The organism is Sphingomonas sp., assembly GCF_003248515.1.
Taxonomy (GTDB): Bacteria; Pseudomonadota; Alphaproteobacteria; order Sphingomonadales; family Sphingomonadaceae; genus Sphingomonas_I.
Genome location: NZ_QFOB01000004.1, coordinates 247,762 through 269,923 on the forward strand (window position 1 = coordinate 247,762; position 22,162 = coordinate 269,923).

Annotated in this window: 25 protein-coding genes; 17 read left to right on the forward strand and 8 right to left on the reverse strand. The window is 65.2% G+C overall.

Features of this window, described 5'->3' with window-relative positions; all coding sequences use genetic code 11:
• Window positions 1-21 precede the first annotated feature (21 nt).
• Both DI605_RS08615 and DI605_RS08620 read right to left on the reverse strand, forming a co-directional pair.
• A complete protein-coding gene (locus DI605_RS08615) occupies window positions 22-1,425 on the reverse strand; it encodes a nitronate monooxygenase (RefSeq protein WP_293972018.1) in 1,404 nt (467 codons plus the stop codon).
• A gap of 109 nt (window positions 1,426-1,534) precedes the next feature.
• A complete protein-coding gene (locus tag DI605_RS08620; RefSeq protein ID WP_293972021.1) occupies window positions 1,535-2,425 on the reverse strand; it encodes an alpha/beta hydrolase in 891 nt (296 codons plus the stop codon).
• A 20-nt stretch (window positions 2,426-2,445) separates the two neighbouring features.
• On the opposite strand from DI605_RS08620, the gene DI605_RS08625 reads away from it, so the two are divergent.
• Window positions 2,446-3,852: a protein adenylyltransferase SelO family protein gene (locus DI605_RS08625; protein WP_293972024.1), complete on the forward strand. Its 1,407-nt coding sequence runs from the start codon at window positions 2,446-2,448 to the stop codon at window positions 3,850-3,852.
• A gap of 50 nt (window positions 3,853-3,902) precedes the next feature.
• On the opposite strand, the gene DI605_RS08630 is transcribed toward DI605_RS08625, so the two are convergent.
• On the reverse strand, window positions 3,903-4,199 hold the full coding sequence (locus DI605_RS08630; RefSeq protein WP_293972027.1) for a hypothetical protein: 297 nt from the start codon (window positions 4,197-4,199) through the stop codon (window positions 3,903-3,905).
• Window positions 4,200-4,203: 4 nt separating this feature from the next.
• On the reverse strand, window positions 4,204-4,884 hold the full coding sequence (locus DI605_RS08635) for a cytochrome b/b6 domain-containing protein (protein WP_293972030.1): 681 nt from the start codon (window positions 4,882-4,884) through the stop codon (window positions 4,204-4,206).
• Between the two features lie 143 nt (window positions 4,885-5,027).
• Here DI605_RS08635 and cobA point away from each other — a divergent pair, with 143 nt between their 5' ends.
• The 7 genes from cobA to DI605_RS08670 all read left to right on the forward strand — a co-directional run bounded on the left by cobA (window position 5,028) and on the right by DI605_RS08670 (window position 10,612).
• Window positions 5,028-5,819, forward strand: coding sequence for a uroporphyrinogen-III C-methyltransferase (gene cobA, locus DI605_RS08640; protein WP_293972033.1), 792 nt, complete (start codon window positions 5,028-5,030; stop codon window positions 5,817-5,819).
• Window positions 5,816-6,100, forward strand: a complete 285-nt coding sequence (locus DI605_RS08645) for a DUF2849 domain-containing protein (RefSeq protein WP_293972036.1) — start codon at window positions 5,816-5,818, stop codon at window positions 6,098-6,100. Before cobA ends, DI605_RS08645 begins: the two co-directional genes overlap by 4 nt.
• Entirely contained in the window at window positions 6,101-7,747 is a 1,647-nt protein-coding gene (locus DI605_RS08650) for a nitrite/sulfite reductase (protein ID WP_293972039.1), read from the forward strand.
• A complete protein-coding gene (locus DI605_RS08655; RefSeq protein ID WP_293972042.1) occupies window positions 7,744-8,166 on the forward strand; it encodes a DUF934 domain-containing protein in 423 nt (140 codons plus the stop codon). The genes DI605_RS08650 and DI605_RS08655 overlap by 4 nt, the downstream gene beginning before the upstream one ends.
• On the forward strand, window positions 8,159-8,953 hold the full coding sequence (locus DI605_RS08660) for a phosphoadenylyl-sulfate reductase (protein WP_293972045.1): 795 nt from the start codon (window positions 8,159-8,161) through the stop codon (window positions 8,951-8,953). The genes DI605_RS08655 and DI605_RS08660 overlap by 8 nt, the downstream gene beginning before the upstream one ends.
• Window positions 8,954-9,102: 149 nt before the next feature.
• Window positions 9,103-10,221: a P1 family peptidase gene (locus DI605_RS08665; protein ID WP_293972048.1), complete on the forward strand. Its 1,119-nt coding sequence runs from the start codon at window positions 9,103-9,105 to the stop codon at window positions 10,219-10,221.
• 112 nt (window positions 10,222-10,333) lie between these two features.
• Complete coding sequence (locus tag DI605_RS08670; protein ID WP_293972051.1) at window positions 10,334-10,612, forward strand: hypothetical protein; 279 nt, start codon at window positions 10,334-10,336, stop codon at window positions 10,610-10,612.
• 13 nt (window positions 10,613-10,625) lie between these two features.
• Here the strand turns inward: DI605_RS08670 and DI605_RS08675 are convergent, their stop codons facing one another.
• A complete protein-coding gene (locus tag DI605_RS08675) occupies window positions 10,626-12,137 on the reverse strand; it encodes a replicative DNA helicase (protein WP_293972054.1) in 1,512 nt (503 codons plus the stop codon).
• Window positions 12,138-12,292: 155 nt separating this feature from the next.
• Between DI605_RS08675 and DI605_RS08680 the strand changes: the two genes are divergently transcribed.
• From DI605_RS08680 to DI605_RS08695, 4 genes are all read left to right on the forward strand, one after another.
• Window positions 12,293-12,775 (forward strand): UPF0262 family protein, encoded by a 483-nt coding sequence (locus tag DI605_RS08680; RefSeq protein WP_293972057.1) that lies wholly within the window; start codon window positions 12,293-12,295, stop codon window positions 12,773-12,775.
• A 7-nt stretch (window positions 12,776-12,782) separates the two neighbouring features.
• The gene (locus tag DI605_RS08685; RefSeq protein WP_293972060.1) at window positions 12,783-13,250 is read left to right on the forward strand and encodes a cytidine deaminase; all 468 of its coding nucleotides are present in this window, start codon (window positions 12,783-12,785) and stop codon (window positions 13,248-13,250) included.
• Window positions 13,251-13,364: 114 nt separating this feature from the next.
• Entirely contained in the window at window positions 13,365-13,919 is a 555-nt protein-coding gene (gene dcd / locus DI605_RS08690; RefSeq protein WP_293972064.1) for a dCTP deaminase, read from the forward strand.
• A 113-nt stretch (window positions 13,920-14,032) separates the two neighbouring features.
• The gene (locus DI605_RS08695; protein WP_293972067.1) at window positions 14,033-15,838 is read left to right on the forward strand and encodes a DUF885 family protein; all 1,806 of its coding nucleotides are present in this window, start codon (window positions 14,033-14,035) and stop codon (window positions 15,836-15,838) included.
• A 305-nt stretch (window positions 15,839-16,143) separates the two neighbouring features.
• Here the strand turns inward: DI605_RS08695 and DI605_RS08700 are convergent, their stop codons facing one another.
• Together DI605_RS08700 and DI605_RS08705 are read right to left on the reverse strand one after the other, a co-directional pair.
• Complete coding sequence (locus DI605_RS08700; RefSeq protein WP_293972070.1) at window positions 16,144-16,890, reverse strand: siderophore-interacting protein; 747 nt, start codon at window positions 16,888-16,890, stop codon at window positions 16,144-16,146.
• Window positions 16,890-17,228, reverse strand: coding sequence for a hypothetical protein (locus DI605_RS08705; protein ID WP_293972073.1), 339 nt, complete (start codon window positions 17,226-17,228; stop codon window positions 16,890-16,892). Before DI605_RS08705 ends, DI605_RS08700 begins: the two co-directional genes overlap by 1 nt.
• Window positions 17,229-17,347: 119 nt before the next feature.
• On the opposite strand from DI605_RS08705, the gene DI605_RS08710 reads away from it, so the two are divergent.
• Window positions 17,348-18,160 (forward strand): helix-turn-helix transcriptional regulator, encoded by an 813-nt coding sequence (locus tag DI605_RS08710; RefSeq protein WP_293972076.1) that lies wholly within the window; start codon window positions 17,348-17,350, stop codon window positions 18,158-18,160.
• Between the two features lie 131 nt (window positions 18,161-18,291).
• Here DI605_RS08710 and DI605_RS08715 read toward each other — a convergent pair whose 3' ends face one another.
• Window positions 18,292-19,806 carry an FAD-dependent oxidoreductase gene (locus tag DI605_RS08715; RefSeq protein ID WP_293972079.1) on the reverse strand — a complete coding sequence of 505 codons (1,515 nt, stop codon included), beginning with the start codon at window positions 19,804-19,806 and terminating at the stop codon, window positions 18,292-18,294.
• A 115-nt stretch (window positions 19,807-19,921) separates the two neighbouring features.
• On the opposite strand from DI605_RS08715, the gene DI605_RS08720 reads away from it, so the two are divergent.
• The 4 genes from DI605_RS08720 (at window position 19,922) to DI605_RS08735 (ending at window position 22,116) form a co-directional block, all read left to right on the forward strand.
• Window positions 19,922-20,326, forward strand: coding sequence for a MarR family transcriptional regulator (locus tag DI605_RS08720; RefSeq protein WP_293972082.1), 405 nt, complete (start codon window positions 19,922-19,924; stop codon window positions 20,324-20,326).
• Window positions 20,327-20,648: 322 nt separating this feature from the next.
• Window positions 20,649-20,996: a helix-turn-helix transcriptional regulator gene (locus DI605_RS08725; protein ID WP_293972085.1), complete on the forward strand. Its 348-nt coding sequence runs from the start codon at window positions 20,649-20,651 to the stop codon at window positions 20,994-20,996.
• Complete coding sequence (locus DI605_RS08730) at window positions 20,993-21,466, forward strand: SRPBCC family protein (protein WP_293972088.1); 474 nt, start codon at window positions 20,993-20,995, stop codon at window positions 21,464-21,466. Before DI605_RS08725 ends, DI605_RS08730 begins: the two co-directional genes overlap by 4 nt.
• Complete coding sequence (locus DI605_RS08735) at window positions 21,463-22,116, forward strand: glutathione S-transferase family protein (RefSeq protein ID WP_293972091.1); 654 nt, start codon at window positions 21,463-21,465, stop codon at window positions 22,114-22,116. Before DI605_RS08730 ends, DI605_RS08735 begins: the two co-directional genes overlap by 4 nt.
• Window positions 22,117-22,162 lie beyond the last annotated feature (46 nt).

A 22,162-nucleotide genomic window follows, 5' to 3' on the forward strand; every position in this document is an offset into this window, starting at 1 on the left:
CCGGCGTGACGGGGCGGAGCCTCAATCGCCCGTCAGGATGCGATCGACGAGCTGCTTCACCGAAGGCACGAAGCCGTTCGAATAGAAGGGATCCTGCTTGAACTTGTAGGCCGCGTGGCCCGCGAACATCAGATTGTGATCCACCGGGCCGCCATGCGCGATATCCTGCAACGTCTTCTGGATGCAGAAGCTGCGCGGATCGGCCAGGCGCCCCGTGCTGTTGCCTTCGGTATCGGCCCAGGAGGAGAAACTGCACTGGCTGAGGCAGCCCATGCAATCCGCCTGATCCTTGCGGATGATCTTCATTTCCTCGGGCGTGACGAAAACGAGCGTATTGTCCGGCGTCTTCAGCGCAGTGGTGAAGCCGCGGCCATCCCACTCGCGCGCGCGGTGCAGATCGCCCAGCGTCACCCAGAAGCTCTTGCCCTTCACGCCCACGTCCAGCTGGAACTGGTGGTCGCCGGCCGCCTCCATCGAGAAAGCGATCTGGCGCTCCGAACGCGCCTCCAGATTGCGCAGGAAATCGTTACGCACGGCCGAGGAATAGAAGCCGGTCGGGCTGAAGCGGTGAAGCAGGATGTCGCCCTCGTCGAGGGTCGTCAGCCGATCCTTCCACTCCTGACTGATCGGGCTTTCCTGCGTCAGCAGGGGCCGCGTGCCGAACTGGAAGGCGATGCTGCCCAGCTCCGGATTATCGATCCAGTCGTTCCAGTCGCGAAGATACCAGACGCCGCCGGCCATGATGATCGGCACGTCTTCCGAAACGCCCCCTGCGCGCATCGTCTCGCGCAGCGCCTTCACGCGCGGATAGGGATCCTGCGGCGCGCGCGGATCTTCCGCGTTCGACAGGCCGTTATGCCCGCCCGCCAGCCACGGATCCTCATAGACAACACCCGCCAGCCATTCCGAAGCCTTCGAATAGGCCCGCTTCCACAGCGCGTTGAAGGCGCGGCCGGAGCTGACGATCGGCAGGTAATTCACGCCATAGGAGGCCGCGATCTCGGAAAGCTTGTAGGGCATGCCCGCGCCGCAGGTGACACCCGCGACCATCCCCCTAGTCTTTTCCAGCACGCCATGCAGCACGCGCTGCGCGCCGCCCATTTCCCACAGCACGTTGATGTTGATCGCGCCCTTGCCCCCGGCGATCTCGAAGGCGCGCCTCACCTGCTCGACAGCGCCGTCGATCGCATATTGGACGAGTTCCTCGTGCCGATCGCGCCGCGTGAGCGCGCGATAGATCTGGGGAATGATCTTGCCCTCGTGATCGTAGCTGTCGGCGTTCACGGCGGAGACCGTGCCGATGCCGCCGGCGGCCGCCCAGGCGCCCGCGCTCGCATGATTGGACACCGCAACGCCCTTGCCACCCTCGATCAGCGGCCAGACCTCACGGCCTCCATAGCGAATAGGACGCAGACCCTTGAACAAACCATCCTCCGGCAAGACAATCCGGCGCCTATAGGAGAAACCGATCGCGATTGCGCGATCAAAGTTGTTTCCGGCGCCGCGCGCCTGCGGGCCTCTCGCATGATCGTCCTTATAGATCGATCCGGGCTAGCAAAGCGTTAATGGCCGGCCCGCACTCCGCCTCCTCCAGCGTGGGTGCATGGCCGACGCGCGGGAGCGTGATCCGTTCCATGAGCGGCAGCGCCTGCACCATCCGTTCGGCCGTCTCCTCGCTCAATATGTCCGAAAGGCCACCGCGCACCAGCAGCGCCGGCTTGCCCGCAAGGCCGTTCAGCAGCGGCCAGGGATCGGGCGCGGGATCGGGCGGCGGCACCGAAAACGGGATCGCGATCGCCGGATCATAATCGGTGACGATCCGGCCGCCCTCCTCCTCGCGACAGAGGCGCCGCGCCATGTCCATCCAGTCGGCCGCGCCATAATCGGGATAGGCATCGGCATGCACCTCGCCCTGCGCGGCGGCGGCTTCATACCAGTTCGACCAGCCCTCGCCACGCCCCGTATAGGATGCGATCCGCGCGAGGCCCGCCGGATCGATCACTGGACCCACATCGTTCAGCAGCACCGCCGCCAGCAGATCGGGCCGCGCCGCGCCGATCAGCATCGCGACGATCCCGCCCAGCGAAGTCCCGAAACAGGCGACCGGCCCGATCGCGAGCTGGTGAAGCAGCGCGATCACATCGCCCGCATAGATGGGCGGCACATAGGTCATCGGATCGGGCGCATAGGCACTCAGGCCCCGCCCGCGCAGTTCCGCCACGATCACGCGGCGCGGACCCGCCAGCCTTTCCGCCAGCACGGCGAAGTCGCGCGCGTTGCGGGTGAGACCGGGCAGGCAGAGGATCGGCGCCTTGCCGGGATCGCCCGGATAATCCCGGTAATGGAGCGTCAGCCCATCGGGAGAGAGCCAGGTGCAATCCGCATAGGGCATGGACGACGATACTCCGGTTGCGCCCTGGGGCATGCGCCCACCATATCGGCGCGATGGCCACAGATCCGCAACCCACCCCGTTCCGCCCCTCCACCGCGATCGATGAAGTGGCGGATTTCCTTGCCGATCCGGTGCCGGCAGCCGATTTTCCCCGCCACATCCTGCGCTTCCGCAACGATCGCGCGGCGGCGCAGGTGGGGCTGGATGATCTGGGCGACGAAGGATGGACCGATCATTTCGGCCGCTTCCTGCCGCTGCCCGGCAGCCTGCCGAGCCCGCTCGCGCTGCGCTATCATGGCCACCAGTTCCGCGTGTACAATCCCGATATCGGCGACGGCCGCGGCTTTCTCTTCGCGCAGATGCACGATTCGCGCGATCGCCTGATGGATCTCGGCACCAAGGGATCGGGGCGGACGCCCTACAGCCGCTTCGGGGACGGGCGGCTGACGCTCAAGGGCGGCCTGCGCGAGATTCTGGCGACGGAAATGCTGGAGGCGCTGGGCGTGGAAACATCCCGCACCTTCTCGCTGGTCGAGACGGGCGAGGCGCTCCAGCGCGGCGACGAGCCCTCGCCCACTCGTTCCTCCGTGCTCGTGCGCCTCAGCCACAGCCATATCCGCATCGGCAGTTTCCAGCGGCTGGCCACGCTCGGCCTGACGGACGAGATGACTCGCCTCGCCGCTTATTGCCTGCGCCACCTGTTCGGCGAGGAGCCGGGTGCGGCACCCGAACTGCGCCTGCTGGAGCATGTCGTGGCCGGCGCGGCGCGGCTGACCGCCTCCTATATGGCGGCGGGCTTCGTCCATGGCGTGCTCAACACGGATAATATCAACGTCACCGCCGAAAGCTTCGATTATGGCCCATGGCGCTTCACCCCTTATTGGGAGCTGGGCTTCACCGCCGCCTATTTCGATCATCAAGGGCTCTACGCCTTCGGGCGGCAGGCGCATGCGATCCACTGGAACGTCGTCCAACTCGCCATCGCCTTTTCGAAGATTCACGATCCGGAGGTTCTCGCGCCGATCCTCGACAGCTTTCCCGCCACCTATGAGGCCGCGATCGTCGGGGCGATGCTGGGGCGGCTGGGAATCGCCCGCACGGACGAAGTTTCCGATCTCGCGCTGGTACAGGCGATCGAGGAGGCGCTGGGTGCGGGCACCGTCACGATCGATCGCTTCTTCTTCGATTGGGCCGGCGGACGGCGGCGGGGCGCCTCTCCTGCGGACCCTGCCTATGATGCGCCCGCCTTCGCGGCGCTCGCCACGATGCTGGAGACGCGATCGCCATCCGGCGCGGGGGATCATGCCTATTGGAGCGATGCCAATCCCTGCTCGATGCACATCGAGGAGGTGGAGGCGATCTGGGGCTCGATCGATCGGGAGGACGACTGGAGCCCCCTCCACGCGAAAGTGGCCGCGATCCGACGAATGGGGGACGCGCTCGCCCGGCTGAGAGGCTGAAAACACTCGTCCCGGTTGGAGCGCCACCCGGACGAGGGCGCGTCAGGCCGTCACTCCGCCTGGCCCGGCCCGGCATCAGCCTCCTGCTCGCGTGCCAGCGCGCGCAGCCGCCGGAAGGTGACGTTCACGAACAATCGCGTGCCGAAGCCGATCCCGATCGCGATCAGGATCGCGCCGGCCAGCAGGCGCCAGTTCGGGCCGCGGTGACATTCCACGCCCGGCGCGCAATCACCTAACGCGGCCAGCACGAAGACGCCCGCGATCAACGGCAGCCCCACCACGGCCGAAAGCGCGCAGCCCCAGCGACCACCCAGCGTGCCGCCGCCGCGATAGCCATCCTCGCTCACCGCTTCATTCCGCGGCGGCGTGACGCTTCCGCCCGGGATGGCCGAGGCCCATGCGCTGCAATTCGGGCTCACGATCGATGAACTGATGCTTCAGCGCGCCGCCGATATGCAGAACGAGCAGGATCAGGAGCAGCCACCCGCCGATCGAATGGAATTTCTCGATCCGCTCGTGAATTTCGCGCTGTTCGGGCACGCCTTCGGGCGTGCGCCCCATCTCGCTGAGCGATCCGATCAGCGGCAGCTTGAAACTGTTCCAGACCATGGTGGGCTTGCGCGGGGGCGGCGCGGGCGCCCCGGGAGGCGCCTTGGCCGCGCGCTCGGCGGCTACGAAGGCGGCGCCCGGCGATCCGATCGGCGGATTGGCCGAAACCATCGCCCAACCGGAGAAAGGCAGCGCCACCATCGCCACATAGAGCAGGAAATGGACCACATGGGCGACATTCGCCTCCCACTTCTGCATCGGCAGGAAGGGCGGCGGCTTGTGCGTCAGCCGCCAGACCACGCGCAGGATCGTCAGGACGATGATCGTCATGCCGGAGGAGATGTGCCACATGAAGAAACCGCGCGGCATCACCGGCCGCAGCAGGCCCGAGGCGAGATTGTAGAAGATCGCCAGCGCGATCAGCCAGTGCAGCCACATCGCCACGCGGCTGTAGCGCGCACTGTCGGTATATCTGGTCGCCACTGCGCCTCTCCTCAACGAAAGCGGACAGTAGCGGGGCGCCAAGGGCGGTCAACCGCCCGAACGGACGAGAAAAACTTCTGCTTCGGCTGCGTCAAGATAGCTTGCATTGCGCTCGCGAACGGCAGAACGCATCTGCCGCTATCATGGTGTCACTCCTCGATCCTGACGCGCGCGGGCGCGTGATCCTCGTCGGCGCAGGCCCGGGCGATCCCGGTCTGCTGACGGTGCGCGCGGTCGAGGCGCTGCGCCAGGCCGATATCGTCGTGCATGACGGGCTGATCGATCCCGCCGTACTGGATTATGCGCCGGCCGGCGCGCAGCGCATTTCCGTCGCCAAGAGCCGGGCGCGCCACACGCTGCCGCAGGAGGCGATCAACGCGCTGATCGTGGCGCATGTCCGCTCCGGATCGATCGTGGTCCGCCTGAAGGGCGGCGATCCCTTCGTCTTCGGCCGGGGCGGCGAGGAAGTGGAGGCGGTGCGCGCCGCCGGTCTCGCGGTGGAGGTAATTCCCGGCGTCTCAGCCGCGCTCGGCTGCGCGGCGGAAGCGATGCTGCCGCTCACGCATCGCGACTGGTCCAGCGCGGTCAGCTTCGTCGCCGGCCAGTGCAAGGGCCTCAGCGAGCAGGACTGGTCCGGCCTCGCCGGCAAGGGCCGCACGCTCGTCATCTACATGGGCGTGGCATCCGGCGGCTGTATCGCGGACAAGCTGATGAATGACGGGCTCGCGCCCGATCTGCCGGTGGCCGTGCTGGAGCGCGGCACGCTGCCCGGCAGCCGCGCGCTGCGCACCGTGCTCGCCGATCTCGGCGGGCTGCTGGCGCGCGAGAAGATCAAGAGCCCCGCGATCATCGTCGTGGGGGAAGTGGTGCTGCTTTCGGACGCGGAAGACCGGATGCAGCGTTTGGCTCAGCAGGCACAGGTGATGGCGTCGTGAAACTCGTGACAGGCAATGATCTCGTCTCGGGCGATGTCATCTGGTGGGCCGGCCATGGCTGGTCGCGCCACATTTCCGATGCGGCGGACGCGGGCGACGAGGGCGAGGCGATCGCCGCGCGCGAGGAGGCCGCTCGCCGTGTGAACGGCCCCTATCTGATCGAGGCGGATGCGGGCCAGAACGGGCCCCTCGTCCGCAACGCCAAGGAACGTATCCGCGCCGCCGGGCCCAGCGTCCGGCCCGATCTCGGCGTGCAGGCAGAAAAGCAGGGTGTCGCCTGAATGTACAAGTATGACGAATATGATCAGGCGATCGTGGATGCGCGGGTCGAGGAATTTCGCGACCAGTGCAATCGCCGCCTTTCGGGCGAGATGACGGAGGACCAGTTCAAGCCGCTGCGGCTGATGAACGGCCTCTATCTCCAGCTGCACGCTTATATGCTGCGCGTGGCCGTGCCCTATGGCACGCTCGACAGCCGGCAGATGCACATGCTGGCGCACATCGCGCGCAAATATGATCGCGGCTACGGCCATTTCACGACCCGCCAGAACCTCCAGTATAACTGGATCAAGCTGAGCGACGCGGCCGACATCCTCGCCGAACTCGCCACCGTCGAGATGCACGCCATCCAGACGAGCGGCAACTGCATCCGCAACATCTCGGCCGATCAATATGCGGGTGCGGCGGCGGACGAGGTAGCGGATCCCCGCCCCTATGCCGAGTTGCTGCGCCAGTGGAGCACGTTCCACCCCGAATTCCTGCTGCTGCCGCGCAAGTTCAAGATCGCGGTGATCGGCGCGGACGAGGATCGCGCGGCGATGAAGCTGCACGATATAGGCCTGAAGCTGGTGAAGGATGAAGCCGGCGGGATCGGCTTCGAAGTCTATGTCGGCGGCGGCCAGGGCCGCACCCCCATGGTGGCGCCGCTGATCCGGGAATTCCTGCCCGCCGACGAGCTGGTCAGCTACCTGGAGGCGTGCCTGCGCGTCTACAATCGCTATGGCCGCCGCGACAATATGTACAAGGCGCGGATCAAGATCCTCGTCCACGAGATCGGCGCCGACGAATATCGCCGGCAGGTGGAGGAAGAATATCTTCACGTGAAGACGCTGGGCCTCGATCCGCCGGCCGCCGAGCTGGATCGGATCGCGGCAATGTTCGCGCTGCCCCCGCTCGATCCCGCCGCGCCTGCCGGGATCGATCGCAGCGATCGCGATTTCGCGCTGTGGCTCGACAGCCAAGTCGTGGAGCATAAGGTGCCCGGCCATGCGATCGTCACGATCAGCCTGAAGCCCACCGGCGGCATCCCGGGCGATGCCTCGGCCGAGCAGATCGATCTGATGGCCGATCTCGCAAAGGACTATAGCCACGACGAACTGCGCGTGACGCATGCGCAGAACATCGTGCTGCCCCATGTTCGCAAGGCCGATCTCCATGCGATCTGGCGGAAGCTGGAGGCGGCCGATCTGGCGACCGCGAACCTGGATCTGGTGACCGACATCATCGCCTGCCCGGGCCTGGATTATTGCGCGCTCGCCAATGCGCGCTCCATTCCGCTGGCGCAGAAGATCAGCGAGCGTTTCGCCAATCTCGATCGCCAGCGCGATCTGGGCGAAGTGAAGCTCAAGATTTCCGGCTGCATCAACGCCTGCGGCCATCACCATGCCGGCCATATCGGCATCCTCGGCGTCGACCGGAAAGGCGAGGAGAATTACCAGCTCTCCTTCGGCGGATCCGGCGCGGAGGATGCGAGCGTCGGCAAGATCATCGGCCCCGGCTTCAACGAGGACGGCGTGGTCGATGCGGTGGAGAAGGCACTGGAAACCTATCGCCAGATCCGCGCGGAGGGCGAGCGTTTCCTGGATACCTATCGGCGCGTGGGTCCCGAGCCCTTCAAGGCGGCGATCTACGAAAAGGCGGGCGCATGACCCAGATCCGCTTCCGCACCGACGAGGCGCATGAGGAGCCCGCCGTCACGCTCGACGCGTTCCTCGGCCAGTCGAACGCCACCGCCGTCCGCATCGAGCCGGGCGAGGATGCGCGCAAACTGCTGCCCTTTCTGGATCGCCTCCAGCTGATCGAGATCGCCTTCCCCAAATTTCGCGACGGGCGGGGCTATTCCTCCGCGCGCATCCTGCGCGAGGCGGGCTTTACGGGCGAGCTGCGCGCGGCGGGCGATGTGCTGCTGGATCAGGTGGTGATCCTGCGCCGCTGCGGCTTCGACGTGCTGGCGAGCGATCATGTGCTGGATCCGGCCAAAGTGGAAGAGGCGCTCGCCCGTTTCCCGGCGGTCTATCAGAAGGCGGCGGATGCCAGGCCGCCAGTGTGGGCGCTGCGCCATGGCTGAGGCCGCGCTCGCCCATGATGTCGACATGATCGACGTGCGCCCCGCTTTCACGCAGGACGATGTCGACGCGCTCAATGCGCGCTATGCGGGCGTGCCGACCCACGTGATGCTGCGCGAGTTGCTGGCGGGGGATCTGGCCGGGCGCGTCGCGCTCGTCTCCTCCTTCGGCACCGAAAGCGCGGTGCTGCTGCATCTCGTGAGCGAGATCGATACGGACATCCCGCTTGTCTTCACGAACACGCAGAAGATGTTCGGGGAAACGCTCGCCTATCGCGACGAGCTGGCCGAGCGGCTGGGCTTCACGGATCTGCGCGTCTATCGCCCCGATCCGCGCATCCTGGCCGAGAAGGACCGCACCGGCCTGCGCTGGTCCTACGATCCGGACGGTTGCTGCGAGATCCGCAAGGTGGAGCCGCTGAAGCGCGCGCTGAAGGGCTTCGATGCCTGGATTTCGGGCCGCAAGGGCTTCCAGTCCGGTACGCGCACCGCCCTGCCCCTGTTCGAGCTGGATACGGCCGACGCCGCGGGCTCCGGCCCCAAGCTCAAGATCAATCCGCTCGCCGGGTGGGACAAGACCGCGCTCAACGCCTATTTCGAGGCGAAGGATCTGCCGCACCATCCGCTGGAGGCGGAGGGCTATCTCTCGATCGGCTGCTCGCCCTGCACCAGCAAGGTGATGCCGGGCGAGGATCCCCGGTCCGGCCGCTGGCGGGGCTGGGACAAGATCGAGTGCGGCATCCACTCGCCCATCCCCACCACGCCGCAGGCCGACGACCCCGTTTTCTGACGGGCGGGTGATCCCGCGAATGCGGGCACCCCAAGGCTGAAATAGAGGCGTTCGCGGTGCTGGACTCCTGCTTGCGCGGCAGTAGGACGGTTGCTCGTCCGGTCGGAAAGCCATCTGGCCCGACAGACTGAACAGGGGCTCACTCCGACATGCGCATGACGCTGCCTCTTCTGCTGCTCGGGGTCCTTTCCGTCGCTCCCGCCGACGCCCGCCCGCGCGTCCGCGAAGCGGGCATCGCAATCGGCATCCTGCCGCCCGGCCCCCTCAATGCGATCACGGACGTGGCCGGCGTGAAGGTGGGCCAGATCACGCTCGTGCGCGGGCGGGATGTGCATACCGGCGTCACCGCCATCCTGCCCCATGGCGGCAATCTCTTTCAGGAAAAGGTGCCGGCCGGCTTCGTCGCCTATAATGCCTTCGGCAAGTTCGCCGGCTCCACGCAGTTGCTGGAACTGGGCGAGATCGAGACACCGATCCTGCTGACCAACACGCTCAACGTGGCCGAGGGTATCGCCGCTTCGGTGGAATGGACGCTGGCCCGGCCGGGCAACCAGCAGGTCCGCTCGGTCAATGCCATCGTCGGCGAAACGAATGATGGCGATCTCAACGATATACGGGGCCGGCACGTCAGCATCGCCGATGCGCGCCGCGCGATCGAGACGGCGAAGGACGGCCCCGTCGAGGAGGGGGCGGTGGGTGCCGGCGCCGGCACGGTCGCATTCGGCTACAAGGGCGGCATCGGCACATCCTCGCGCCGGCTGCCCGCGCGGCTCGGTGGCTATACGGTAGGCGTGCTCGTCCAGAGCAATTATGGCGGCGTGCTGACCGTGGCGGGCGCGCCCGTCGGCCAGAGGCTCGGCACATATTTCCTGAAGAGCGAACTCGAATCGCAGAAGGCGGACGGATCCGTGATGATCGTCGTCGCCACCGATGCACCGCTTTCCGATCGCAATTTGCGCCGGCTGGCCGAACGGGCCTTTGCCGGCATCGCGCGGACCGGATCCTCCTTCACCAACGGATCGGGCGATTTCGCGGTCGCCTTTTCCACCAGCGCGGATGTCCGGCGCACGCCCGCGCGCCGCACCGCCCCCTCCCCCGTGGCCGATCTGCCCAACGATCAGATGTCGCCCCTTTTCCAGGCGGTGGCGGAAGCGACGGAGGAGGCCGCGCTCGACAGCCTCTTCAAGGCGGAGACGGTCGCAGGTCATCGCGCCACCGTGGAGGCGCTGCCGCTGGATCGCGTGCTGCCGATGATCGCGAAACGATAGGCGTCACCACCGTCACGCCGCGCGATGCGGGCCGGAATACGCGCGGCGGGAACCTTGCGGCCATTTCGAGAATTTCAGCCTGAAATCTGATCGTTCTGGAGATGGGCGGACGATGATGATGTGGGCTCTCGCGCTGGCGGCCTTTCCCGATACGGCGACGCTCGCCCGCCCGATCCCCGCCACCTTCGATCTGCGCAGCACCATCGCCCGCAAGACGAGGGCCAAGCCCAGGCGCCGCAAGGCGGCCACGCCCCCCGCCCTGCTCCAGCACCGGTTGCGTTCGCCCTATCTGCTCCCCACGGCCGAGCTTCCCGCGCAGGAGACGCCTGACATCCAGCTGCGCTGGAAGCTTCGCAAGGTGAAGCTCACGATGGTCCTTCCCTCGATCTGAGGGCGCCGCCGTCTCATTCCTGCGGCAAGGCATATCCTTCTTCGGCAAGATCGCTGAAACGCGTGATCTTGCTCTCGAATTTCAGCCTTACGCGGCCCGTGGCGCCGTGGCGTTGCTTGGCGATCAGCAGTTCGCAGGTGCCGAACACGCGATCCATGTCGCGCATCCACTGATCGTGCGCCTCGAAAATCTTGGCGTCGTCACCTTCGCCCGGCCGCTTGGGCTCGCGCGCGGCGACATAATATTCCTCGCGAAACACGAACAGCACAATGTCCGCGTCCTGCTCGATCGATCCGGATTCACGCAGGTCCGAAAGCTGGGGCCGCTTGTCCTCGCGGCTTTCCACCTGACGGCTGAGCTGGGAAAGGGCCAGCACCGGCAGGCTCAGTTCCTTGGCCAGCGTCTTGAGGCCGCGGCTGATTTCCGAGATTTCCTGCACGCGATTCGCCTCGCCGCCCCGGCCCGATCCGGTGAGCAGCTGGAGGTAATCGACGATGATGAAACCGATGCCGCGCTGGCGCTTCAGGCGGCGTGCGCGCGTACGCAGCGCCGCGATCGTCAGGCCCGGCGTATCATCGATATAGAGCGGCAGATTTTCCAGCTCCTGCGCGGCGCGCGCCAGATTGCGGAAATCCGCCTGGCTGATCTTGCCCATGCGCAAATTTTCGGAGCTGATCCCCGATTGTTCGGAAAGCACGCGCGTCGCCAGCTGATCGGCCGACATTTCGAGGCTGAAGAAGGCCACCGGCGCGCCGATCGACTTTTCCGGCGGAATGCCGTCCTCCATGTCGCGCATGTACCGGCGCGCGGCATTATAGGCCATGTTGGTGGCCAGCGATGTCTTGCCCATGCCGGGGCGGCCGGCGAGGATCAGAAGATCCGAATTGTGAAGGCCGCCCATCTTGGCGTTCACGCTTTCGAGGCCGGTGGTGACGCCCGAGACGTGGCCGCCCGAATTCAGCGCGCGCTCCGCCTGCTCCACCGCAACGCGCGTCGCCTGGCCGAAGCTCTTCATCGAGCCCTGCTCGCCGCCTTCCTCGGCGACGCGATAGAGCGCCACTTCGGCGGCCTCGATCTGCCCCTTGGGATCGACGTCATCCGACGTATCGACCGCCTTTTCGACCATTTCGCGGCCCACGCCGATCAACGCGCGCAGCAGCGCCAGATCGTAGATCTGCGCCGCGAAATCGCGCGCGCCGATCAGCGCCGCGCCCGATCCGGTCAGCTGGGCGAGATAGGATGGGCCGCCCAGATCCTTTAGCGCCTGATCACCCTCGAACATCGGCCGCAACGTCACCGGATTGGCGATCATGTTGCGTTCGACGAGCTTGAGGATCGCATCGTAGATGCGCCCATGGGCGGGCTCGTGGAAATGCTCTGACCTGAGCTTCAGCTGGACATCCTCGACAAGGCGATTGTCGATCATCAGCGCACCCAGCAGCGCGGCTTCCGCCTCCACATTCTGGGGCAGGGCGGGCATGCCCGGCGTTTCGGCTTCGGACGGGAATCGGAGGGGTTCGGCCATCCGGCCATCTGCGCGCGACCGGGGGGGTGCCTCAAGGCCGCACGCAAAAAGATCGGTTCATGCTTCTGTGGACAAGTGCGGACGAAGGGGCATTCCGGAGCCGATCCCCGCAATGCTCGGGTTCCCAAGCCGGCGCGGCTCATTTAAGCGGCGTCATGGCCGACCCGCGCCTCATCGACATCCAGCTCGACGAGCAGACGATCCTGTGGCGCAACGCCGATATCGAGCAGGAGCGGCGCATCGCCATCTTCGATCTGCTCGAGGAGAATTATTTCGCGCCCCAGCGTGCCTATCCGCAGGACTATGCCGGCCCCTACAAGCTGGCTCTGTCGGTGGAGGAAGGGCGGCTCGCCATCACGATCGCGGCCGAGGACGGCCAGCATCTGGAAACGCTGATCCTCGCGCTCGGGCGGTTCCGCCGGCCGATCAAGGATTATTTCGCGATCTGCGACAGCTATTATCAGGCCGTCGCCAAGGCCACGCCGCAGCAGATCGAGACGATCGACATGGCGCGCCGCGGCATCCACAACGAGGCGGCCGAGCTGCTGATCGAGCGGCTGGACGGCAAGATCAAGGTGGATTTCGATACGGCGCGCAGGCTCTTCACGCTCATCTGCGTGCTGCATATCCGCCAGTGAGGAACATATGACGGAAGTGACGATGGAACAGGCCGCCGCCGGCGTGCTGATCGAGGCCGCCCGCGAAGCGGCCCGCAACGCGCATGTGCCCTATTCGAAATTCGCGGTCGGCGCGGCCCTGCTGCTCACGGACGGCACGATCGTGCCCGGCACGAATTTCGAGAATGCGAGCTATGGGCTGTCGCTCTGCGCCGAAACGGTGGCGCTGGCCTCCGCCAACGTTGCGGGGCGGCTGCGGGATGTGGTGGCCGTCGGCGTCGTCGGCGGCGCGGTGAAGGCAGGCGGCGAAATGAGCGGCGAAGAGGCTGTCTATCCCTGCGGCCGCTGCCGCCAGGTGCTGAACGAGGCGGCGCAGCTGGGCGGCCGCGACATCGCGGTTTACTGCGCCAGCGGAGACGGCCGCGAGCTTCGCACCCATCGCCTGTCGGAATTGCTGCCCCACGCCTTCGGGCCGGGCGATCTGGGGATCGGCTGAAAATCGGTCATGCCGGGCTTGTTCCGGCATCCACCGCGCGGCAACACTCCACCGCACGATGCGTGGAACGGTGCCCCCGGGCACTCGATCCGGGGTGACGAAGAAGGAAATAGGGTGGCCATTCAATCCGATCGCTGGATCCGCGAACAGGCGCTGGACAACGGCATGATCGAGCCGTTCGTGGAAGCGCAGCGGCGCGACGGCTGCATTTCTTACGGCCTTTCCAGCTATGGATATGATGCGCGCGTTTCCGACGAGTTCAAGATCTTCACCAATGTCGATAATGCGATCGTCGATCCGAAGGATTTCGCCCACAACAGCTTCGTCGATCGCAAGACGGACGTGTGCATCATCCCGCCCAACAGCTTCGCGCTCGCCCGCACGGTGGAATATTTCCGCGTGCCGCGCGACGTGCTCGTCATCTGCCTCGGCAAATCCACCTATGCGCGCTGCGGAATCATCGTGAATGTGACGCCGCTGGAGCCGGGCTGGGAGGGCCATGTGACGCTGGAATTCTCCAACACCACGCCGCTGCCCGCCAAGATCTATGCCAATGAGGGCGCCTGCCAGTTCCTGTTCCTGAAGGGCGATCAGCCCTGCGAGGTCAGCTATGCCGATCGCGCGGGCAAATATATGGGCCAGCAGGGCGTCACGCTCCCGCGCCTCTAGATCGCGTTCGGGATGCGCGTCCGGGACATCGGGCACCCGCGCATCACGCGCACATTCGCGGCCCTCCGTCGCCACGCGAAGCGCCGACAATGATGGAAATGATGGAGTAGCCAATGGACCGTCGCCAGTTCGTGAAGGGCGCCACCGCCAGCATGGCGACGGCCGCGCTGCCGTTGCGGGCGGCGACGCCGGGCGGCGCCGATGCCAGCCTGCGCGCCACGCTCGATCGATTCTTCTACGCCCGGCTGGAGGAAAGCCCGCAGCAGGCGACGCGGCTGGGCCTCGACAGCGGCCCCCGCGCCGGCCTCAAGGCGAAGCTGGACGATGTCTCCGCAGCCGGCCAGGCGAAGCGGCTGGCGCGCGCCAGGAAGGAGCGGGCCGAGCTGAAGCGCTTCACGCCGGCCGGCCTTTCGGCGGAATCGCGACTCGATCTGGACGTGGTCACCTATCAGCTCGATCATGCCATCTCGGGTGCCGAGCGCTTCACCTACGGCGATTCCCTCGGGCGGTTCGCACCCTACATATTGAGCCAGCTGACGGGCCCCTACCGAGACGTTCCCGATTTCCTCGAAAGCCAGGCACGCGTGCGCGATGCGGACGAGGCGGATGCCTATCTCGCCCGGCTGGCCGCCTTTCCCAAGGCGATCGACGACAGCAGCGAGCGCCAGAAAAGCGATGCCGCGCGCGGCGTCTTCGCGCCCGATTACATCCTCGATACGACGCTGAAGCAGATCGGCGCCGTCCTCGACAAGCGGCCCGAGCAGAGCGTGATGGTAACGGCGCTTGCCACCAAGCTGAAAGCCGCGGGCCTGCCCGCCACCCATGCCGAGAAGGCGGCCGGGATCGTGCGCGACGGTGTCTTCCCGGCAATGGAGCGGCAGAAGGCGCTCGTCGCCGCCTTGCGGACCAGGGCCGTGCACGATGCCGGCTGCTGGCGCCTGCCCGATGGCGAGGCCTATTATGCGGCCGCCGCCGAGGCCGCGACCACCGTGAGGATGAGCGGCGACGAGATACATCGGCTGGGCCTCGCGCAGGTGGCCGAAATCGGTGCGCGGATCGATACGATCCTGAAGGGCCAGGGCCTGACCACCGGCACGGTCGGCCAGCGGCTGGTTGTGCTCAACGAGCGTCCCGACCAGCTTTATCCCAACACCGATCCGGGCCGCGAACAGCTTCTGGCCGAACTCAATCGCCACCTGAAGGCGATGCAGGCACGTTTGCCCGAATCCTTCGCCAACGTGCCGAAGGCACCGATCGAGATACGCCGCGTACCGCCGACCATCCAGGCGGGCGCGCCCGGCGGCTATTATGAAAATGCCTCGCTCGATGGATCACGCCCGGCCATCTACTACATCAATCTGCGCGATACGTTCGACCGGCCGAAATTCGGCCTCGCCACGCTGACCTATCATGAAGGCGTGCCGGGTCATCATCTGCAAGTGAGCGTCGCGCTGGAGAGCGAGACGATTCCGCTGATCCGCAGGCGCAGCTTCTTCTCCGGCTATGGCGAGGGCTGGGCGCTCTATTCGGAGCAGCTGGCGGACGAGATGGGCATGTATGAAGGCGATCCGCTCGGGCAGGTCGGCTATCTCCAGTCCCTGCTGTTCCGCGCGACGCGCCTCGTGGTGGACAGCGGCATGCACGCCAGGCGCTGGAGCCGCGAGCAGGCGACCGACTATCTGATCGCGACCACCGGCATCGCGCGCGGCCGCAGCCAGGGGGAGATCGATCGCTACACCGTCTGGCCGGGTCAGGCATGCAGCTACAAGATCGGCCACACGATGTGGGTCCGCCTGCGCGAGGCCGCGCGCAAGCAGCCAGGCTTCGATCTCAAGGAATTCCACAAGGTGCTGTTGCAGGGCGCGATGCCCCTGGCCGTGCTGGAGCGGGCAGTGAAGCAACGCTGGGGCATCGCCTGAGCCTTTCGCCGGCTCCCCCGAGGAGAGAGGGAGGCGCGCGCCTCCCGAAGAGAATCGAGAATGCTCGCCCGCGCCACCCCCATCATGCACTCGAAGAAGGGGCGGTTGTCACCAGCAGGTCGGCAGCCTCGCCTCTCCCCTACGGCAGAAGCGGCTCGATCAGCGCACACACATTGTCCGGCAACCCGACCCGCTCGCCCAAGCCGGCCTCCAAAGGCCAGCCTAGAATCCGTCGCCTCGACCTGAGTTGATCTTTTTCCCGACACCTGGCCCCGCCCTCGCTCACGCCGACAATGTATCGCGGATCAGTCCATTCCAGACTTTCCCGGGGCCCAATAGGCCTTGGCGTAAATCCTGGCCGCCGGGATTCCGGCGCGCCGCAGGTGTCGGTTAAGGCGTTGCACCGCCGCGGCCCGCCCAGTGAGCACGAACACCGTATCGGCGGCCAAATGACAGGAGATAGCCGCTTCCGATCTCGCCAGATGGCGATCGTCGTCGGCCCGCGGGTAAAGGCATGCGCCCACAAGTCCGAGTTGCAGAAGAACCTCCTGGGTCGCCCGCGCGTCGGCAACCTCGAAGTGGCAGCTTACCGGGCGATCGGGATCCGGCTGGGTCAGCGCGTAAGCCAAACCGAGAGAGGTCTCGTCCCCGAAAATCACGAGTGGAGCGGTGATAAGGCTGACATCAAGAGATTTGCGAGGACCGAACAGATCACATTCATCACCCTGCCGAACATTCCGGATCCAGTCGCTGCCAGGCCCCGAGCCATGTGCGTAGCCGAGGATGCAGGTCCGTCCGGCCTCGGCGTTCCACGTCATCGGGGTGTAGGTCCGCGCGACGAATGCCGAGCCCATCGCCACCTGCACTTTCTGGCCAGGCGTCCACGCAATATCCCGGAGCGCAGCCCCTTCGAGCGTGATCAGATGAAACCGGCCCGGCAAAGGCTCGGCGGCGACGATCGTTGCACGCCGCATCAACATCCGCACCAAAATCTGGCTTAACCGGCCGGAGGCCTTCGTTCTCGGGCGCTCGGGCGAGCCTGTGGCGAGCATCAGGCGGTCCTCACGGTCAGTTCGTTGCCGCGCCCCTCCTCGAACGGCAGCGGCTGCGACAGATAGCCGTTCGCCGGATTGCGGACATAGCCGAGATATTCGGGCTGGAACGCGTTTTCTCCAAGGATCACCGCGCCGGAGCGAAGCCGAGGCTCCACAAGATGAAAGACGGCCAGATAGAGCAAAAAGGCGCCATCGAGATGGAGCATATCCACCTCCCCCCCAACATCTCTCAGCGTCTCCAGCGCATCGCCTTCGCGGTGTAGTTTTTCGAGAAGCGTGGCTACGCGCTCGCTGTGCAAACTGCTCAAGTTTCGTCTCCCGATCGCTGAGGCCATCAGCGCCTCGACTGGTCGATACCAATCGGATAATCGGCGACGATCATGGCGTCATTCCGAAGGATGGACATGATGTTATTCATTCTCGCCAAACTCTGGCGATGGATAAGGACCCGAGGGTGCCGCTGCTGACCGACGTATCGCATGAGGCGGAGTGGATAAATCCGGACGAGGTGCCTCGTCCCGTCGTCACCTATGGCTTCATCTCGAACGACTTCGGCAAGATCGAGCTGGAACCGCACAGCCATGCCAAGGGGCAGATTATCGTAGTCCGGCGCGGTGCGCTTTCCTGTGAGGTGGAGAATGGCCTGTGGATCGTCCCTCCTCGCAGCGCCATCTGGATCCCCGGAGAGGCCCGGCATGCTATCCGTGCCGTCGGGATACTCGATGGACTGAACTCCTTCATCGATCCGACAGTCGGCAAGGGCTTGCCATCCACCTGTTGCGCCGTGTCAGTCACTCCTCTTCTTTGCGAGGTCATCGCGCGCCTGGCGGAGCTACCCGCCTTCTATGAACAGGACGATCGCACTTCGAACCTCATCGCGGTTCTGCTTGATGAGCTTGCCTCCGCGAAGATCGAGGATCTGCATCTGCCCATGCCTGCTGATCCCCGCCTGCGCCGAATGGCCGAACTGATGGCGGCCTCGCCTGCCGATCGGGGATCATTGGAAGAATGGGCCCGGCGCATCGGCATGAGCGGCCGAACCATGGTACGCCTGATCGCGCGCGAGACCGGGCTCAGCTTCGGGCGATGGCGGCAGCAATTTGCGGTCATGCTGGCCGTGCAGTCGCTTGCCGAAGGTGCGTCCATCCAGCAGGTCGCCGCTGCGCTCGGCTACGAGAGCGTCCCGAGTTTTGTCACCATGTTCCGGAAGGTATTGGGCACATCGCCCGGCCGTTACATGACGGAGCGGCATCTTGGCCGGCGTTGATCCGAGAGACCCAAAGCCTGTCATTCGCCGCCACCATCGTCGAGACCGGGCGGTCGATCATTGGGCAGGATTGAAGCGCCCGGGGTCTCGGGCAATTAAAGAGGGCGAAGGGGAGCCCCAAATGTCATGGCTCACCTCCCCTTCAGCACATGAGCGGAGCCGGCCGGCAGCACGCCCTCGAGGAAGTCGGGGAGCTTCTCCACCATGTCGGCCGAGGTCAAAATGGCGGCGACATAGCCATCGGGACGGATGAGGATCCATTGCCCGGGAGCGAGGCCGTAAGCGTCGGCGATGTGCGCGCCGTCGTCGATGAGATCGCCATGCTCGCCCACCGTCACGATACGGACACCGGCCCGGGGGGCCGGCCGCTCCGCAGCGTCATAACCGACGAGTGTCCAATGCGGTCCTTGGAACTCGCAGAACAGGCGCGTGGGCTGGCCGGCTTGCCCCCGGCACGGCGCATCCGGCGCGCGGTCGCCTGCCCGAAGTCTGCCAGTATCGATACCGGGCAACGCCAGCGAGGATGTGCGATAGCCGAGATCGAGCTGTCGCGCTTCACGGTCACGCCGCATCGTGCCCTGCTTCGCTTCACCGAGCAGCCGGGTCGCCAAACCGAGCATGCCTGCGGCGATCGGGCGGCGCTCCTCTTCATAGGTATCGAGTAACGCATCGGGCGCGCCGCCGAGGACGGCGGCAAGCTTCCAGCCGAGATTATAGGCGTCCTGAACACTGGTGTTCAGTCCTTGGCCGCCCGTCGGCGGATGAATATGGGCAGCATCGCCAGCCAAAAAGACGCGGCCCATGCGATAACGATCGGCCAGCCGCGCATTCATCGTATAAACCGATGCCCAGGATACGGAATGAACGACAATGTCGCTCCGCCCGGTGCGCTCGGCCACGAGAGCGGTCAGAGCGGCAGCTGACAGATCGACCTCGCCCTCCGGAGCCACCGGGCCTTGAAGCTGAAACAGATCCGTACCGGCGAGCGGGCAGATCATGAGTTGCGTCGCGGGAGAGCCTAGCTGGAAGCGGTGCCATGCCAGCCGATCGAGGCCTTCCAGAGTCACATCGGCGACAAGCGCCCGAACACCCAGTGTTTCTCCCGGAAATCCCACATCGAGCGCATGCCGCACGAAGCTGCGACCACCATCTGTCCCAACGAGGTATCTCGCACGCACGCGACGGCGGCCGAAGGAACTCTCGATATCCGCGTTTACGCCATCCGCGTCTTGCTCAAATCCGATCAACCGCGCCCCGAAAAATGGCCGGGATCCCAGTTCGGCCAGCCGCTCCCGCATCACGCGTTCCGTCGCGAATTGCGGGAGCATCAGTGGCGCCGCGTAGGGCTCAGCCGCGCTTGGAGCGGTTTCCTCCCTCGTCAGCAGCGATTCTTCGGTGGTTCCGCCCTGACGATACTGCCGCAATGGAGGATAGGGGCCGCCAGCGGCCGCCACGCGATCGACGAAGCCAAGATCCTCGAACACCTCCATCGTGCGCGGCTGGATGCCCTTGCCCCTCGATCCGCCGAACGGCTGATCGTTCCGTTCTAACAGGAGGAAATCCACGCCACGGCGTGCAAGGTCAATCGCGAGGATCAGTCCGGCGGCGCCGGCGCCCACGATGAGAACGTCCGCATCGAACGACATTGCCAACTCCGCGAATCAATGTGTAAAATGCACATATATCCAACATCGCATCGAGGCAAGAATAAGCGTGAATAATGCACACGATCGCGAGACCTTGAGGAATCTCCATGCCGCGATGATCGATCTGGTGGACGAGATTAACCGGCCGCGACGCGACGACCGGCTGATTGAGGAAGCAGGCATACCGCTTGATCGCGCGCTATTTCCGCTGCTGGCTCGGGTCGCCCGATACGGCCCGATCGGCGTCGTCGAACTCGCTGACCGCACGGGCCGCGATCATACCACCATCAGTCGCCAGATGGCCAAGCTCGAGGAACTGGGTTTGGTCCAGCGTCATCCATCGGCAAAAGACAAACGCGTACGCGAAGCCACGGTGAGCCCGGAGGGCCGCGAAATGATCGCGATGCTGAACACGGCGCGAGAACGGCTGGCCAATCGCATACTGATCGACTGGACGGCGGCAGACCTCGATCAGCTGCAAAAGTTGCTCCGCCGTTTCGCTGACGATCTTATGAAGTAGCCGCGCAAAGGAATATTTTTCGAAAAATCGGCCGCGGGATAACATCGATATCCGGGTTTCGACCCGGCTCGGGCCGCTCACGCGTCCTTCTCAGCCCTCGAAATCTGCCGCTCACTCATTCGATTCGAGCTTCGACCAGCCCAGCCAACGGGTCGATTATCGCAAACGGGGGATGCGCCCACCGGCGGGCGCTGGCGCGCTGCTGATATCGGTTGCGGTATCGAGAGCCTGGAGCTGCCAGCGACCGCCGCCAGAGATGTGCAACGGGCGCAGACACTCTGCGGCGGTTGACTCACCTCAAATCCCCTCAATACTTAAGCACATGCTACAGTATGAGTCGCACCCGCTGGACAAGGCATTTCACGCGCTATCCGATCCCGGCCGGCGCGCGATGATCGAGCGCCTGAGCGTTGGTCCAGCCTCTGTCAGCGAACTCGCCAGGCCGCTGCCAATGTCGCTTTCGGCGGCCCTCCAGCACCTCAAGGTTCTGGAGGAGGCCGGCCTCATCAAAAGCGGCAAGCAAGGGCGCGTACGGACCTGCACCCTGCAAACCGCCGCGATGGCGCAGGCCGAGCGCTGGATCGCCGAACGCAAGCGCTTCTGGGAACAGCAATATGATCAACTGGAGGCCTATCTCGCACAGGCCCCCTCTACCGGAGAGGCCGAATGACCGTCACCAACGCCACCTTCGTGATAGATCGACAGCTGGCTGTGCCGCCCGGCCGGGTGTTCGCGGCGTACACCAGCCTCGCAGCCAAAAGTGCGTGGTTCAAGACGCCGGTCGATGTCGAGGTGCTGGACCGCGACTTTGATTTCCGTGTCGGCGGCAAGGAACGTTTCCGCGCCCGCTGGGCCAGCGGGCTGGTGACCGATTTTCAGGCGACCTACCACGACATCGTGGAAAATGAGCGGATCGTGCTCGTCTATGATCTGTTCCACGGCGACGAAAAACTCTCCGTGTCACTGCAAACGATCGAGTTGCGCGCGGAAAGTGGCGGAACCCGACTGCTGCACACCGAACAGGGCGCGTACTTCTCGGGTGGACAGGAAGCCGTGGACGGCCGCGAGCACGGCACCGCGTGGCATGTCGACAATCTCGTCGCGATCCTCGAAGGTCGCCAGGCGAGGGCATTCGCATGACGCTGGAACTCTTCGCCCACCCATTCTCCTCTTATTGTCAAAAGGCACTGATCGCCTTCTACGAAAACGATATTCCGTTCACCTATCGCATGATCGAAGATCCAGGCGTCGCAGATGAGCTTGCATCGCTATCGCCCTTTCGTAAGTTCCCTGTCCTGCGCGACAATGGTCGCGTCATATTCGAAACCACGATCATCATCGAGCATCTGCAGGCCCGACATCCGGGACCGGTCAGGCTCATTCCAGAGGATCCCGACGCTGCCGTCGAAGCGCGCATGCTCGATCGGTTCTTCGATAATTACGTGATGACGCCGCAGAGCAAATTTGTGTTCGATGCGTTGCGTCCGCCAGAAAGCCGCGATCCCTATGGGATGGAGGAGGCCCGCCGGATGCTCGACACCAGCTACGCCTGGCTCGACCGGCGCATGCAGAGCCGCGAATGGGCGGTCGGCAACACCTTCACCCTGGCCGACTGCGCTGCGGCGCCATCGCTGTTCTACGCCGATTGGACGCACCGTATTCCCGAGCAATACGAGTATCTCACCGCCTATCGCGCGCGTTTGCTCCAGCGACCATCCTTCGCGCGAGCAGTCGATGAGGCACGGCGATTTCGGCATTATTTCCCCTTGGGTGCGCCAGACCGCGACTAGGTTTGAGCGAGCCTTCTCTTTCGATCGATCGAAAATGGGCAATGGG

What these genes read in the sequence shown, in the direction of transcription:
- DI605_RS08620 (WP_293972021.1), bottom strand. Translation starts at nt 2,425, where the DNA reads ATGCCCCAGGGCGCAACCGGAGTATCGTCGTCCATGCCCTATGCGGAT.
- DI605_RS08625 (WP_293972024.1), top strand. Translation starts at nt 2,446, where the DNA reads ATGGCCACAGATCCGCAACCCACCCCGTTCCGCCCCTCCACCGCGATC.
- cobA (WP_293972033.1), top strand. Translation starts at nt 5,028, where the DNA reads ATGGTGTCACTCCTCGATCCTGACGCGCGCGGGCGCGTGATCCTCGTC.
- DI605_RS08650 (WP_293972039.1), top strand. Translation starts at nt 6,101, where the DNA reads ATGTACAAGTATGACGAATATGATCAGGCGATCGTGGATGCGCGGGTC.
- DI605_RS08655 (WP_293972042.1), top strand. Translation starts at nt 7,744, where the DNA reads ATGACCCAGATCCGCTTCCGCACCGACGAGGCGCATGAGGAGCCCGCC.
- DI605_RS08660 (WP_293972045.1), top strand. Translation starts at nt 8,159, where the DNA reads ATGGCTGAGGCCGCGCTCGCCCATGATGTCGACATGATCGACGTGCGC.
- DI605_RS08665 (WP_293972048.1), top strand. Translation starts at nt 9,103, where the DNA reads ATGCGCATGACGCTGCCTCTTCTGCTGCTCGGGGTCCTTTCCGTCGCT.
- DI605_RS08670 (WP_293972051.1), top strand. Translation starts at nt 10,334, where the DNA reads ATGATGATGTGGGCTCTCGCGCTGGCGGCCTTTCCCGATACGGCGACG.
- DI605_RS08675 (WP_293972054.1), bottom strand. Translation starts at nt 12,137, where the DNA reads ATGGCCGAACCCCTCCGATTCCCGTCCGAAGCCGAAACGCCGGGCATG.
- DI605_RS08680 (WP_293972057.1), top strand. Translation starts at nt 12,293, where the DNA reads ATGGCCGACCCGCGCCTCATCGACATCCAGCTCGACGAGCAGACGATC.
- DI605_RS08685 (WP_293972060.1), top strand. Translation starts at nt 12,783, where the DNA reads ATGACGGAAGTGACGATGGAACAGGCCGCCGCCGGCGTGCTGATCGAG.
- DI605_RS08695 (WP_293972067.1), top strand. Translation starts at nt 14,033, where the DNA reads ATGGACCGTCGCCAGTTCGTGAAGGGCGCCACCGCCAGCATGGCGACG.
- DI605_RS08700 (WP_293972070.1), bottom strand. Translation starts at nt 16,890, where the DNA reads ATGCTCGCCACAGGCTCGCCCGAGCGCCCGAGAACGAAGGCCTCCGGC.
- DI605_RS08705 (WP_293972073.1), bottom strand. Translation starts at nt 17,228, where the DNA reads ATGGCCTCAGCGATCGGGAGACGAAACTTGAGCAGTTTGCACAGCGAG.
- DI605_RS08715 (WP_293972079.1), bottom strand. Translation starts at nt 19,806, where the DNA reads ATGTCGTTCGATGCGGACGTTCTCATCGTGGGCGCCGGCGCCGCCGGA.
- DI605_RS08720 (WP_293972082.1), top strand. Translation starts at nt 19,922, where the DNA reads ATGATCGATCTGGTGGACGAGATTAACCGGCCGCGACGCGACGACCGG.
- DI605_RS08725 (WP_293972085.1), top strand. Translation starts at nt 20,649, where the DNA reads ATGCTACAGTATGAGTCGCACCCGCTGGACAAGGCATTTCACGCGCTA.
- DI605_RS08730 (WP_293972088.1), top strand. Translation starts at nt 20,993, where the DNA reads ATGACCGTCACCAACGCCACCTTCGTGATAGATCGACAGCTGGCTGTG.
- DI605_RS08735 (WP_293972091.1), top strand. Translation starts at nt 21,463, where the DNA reads ATGACGCTGGAACTCTTCGCCCACCCATTCTCCTCTTATTGTCAAAAG.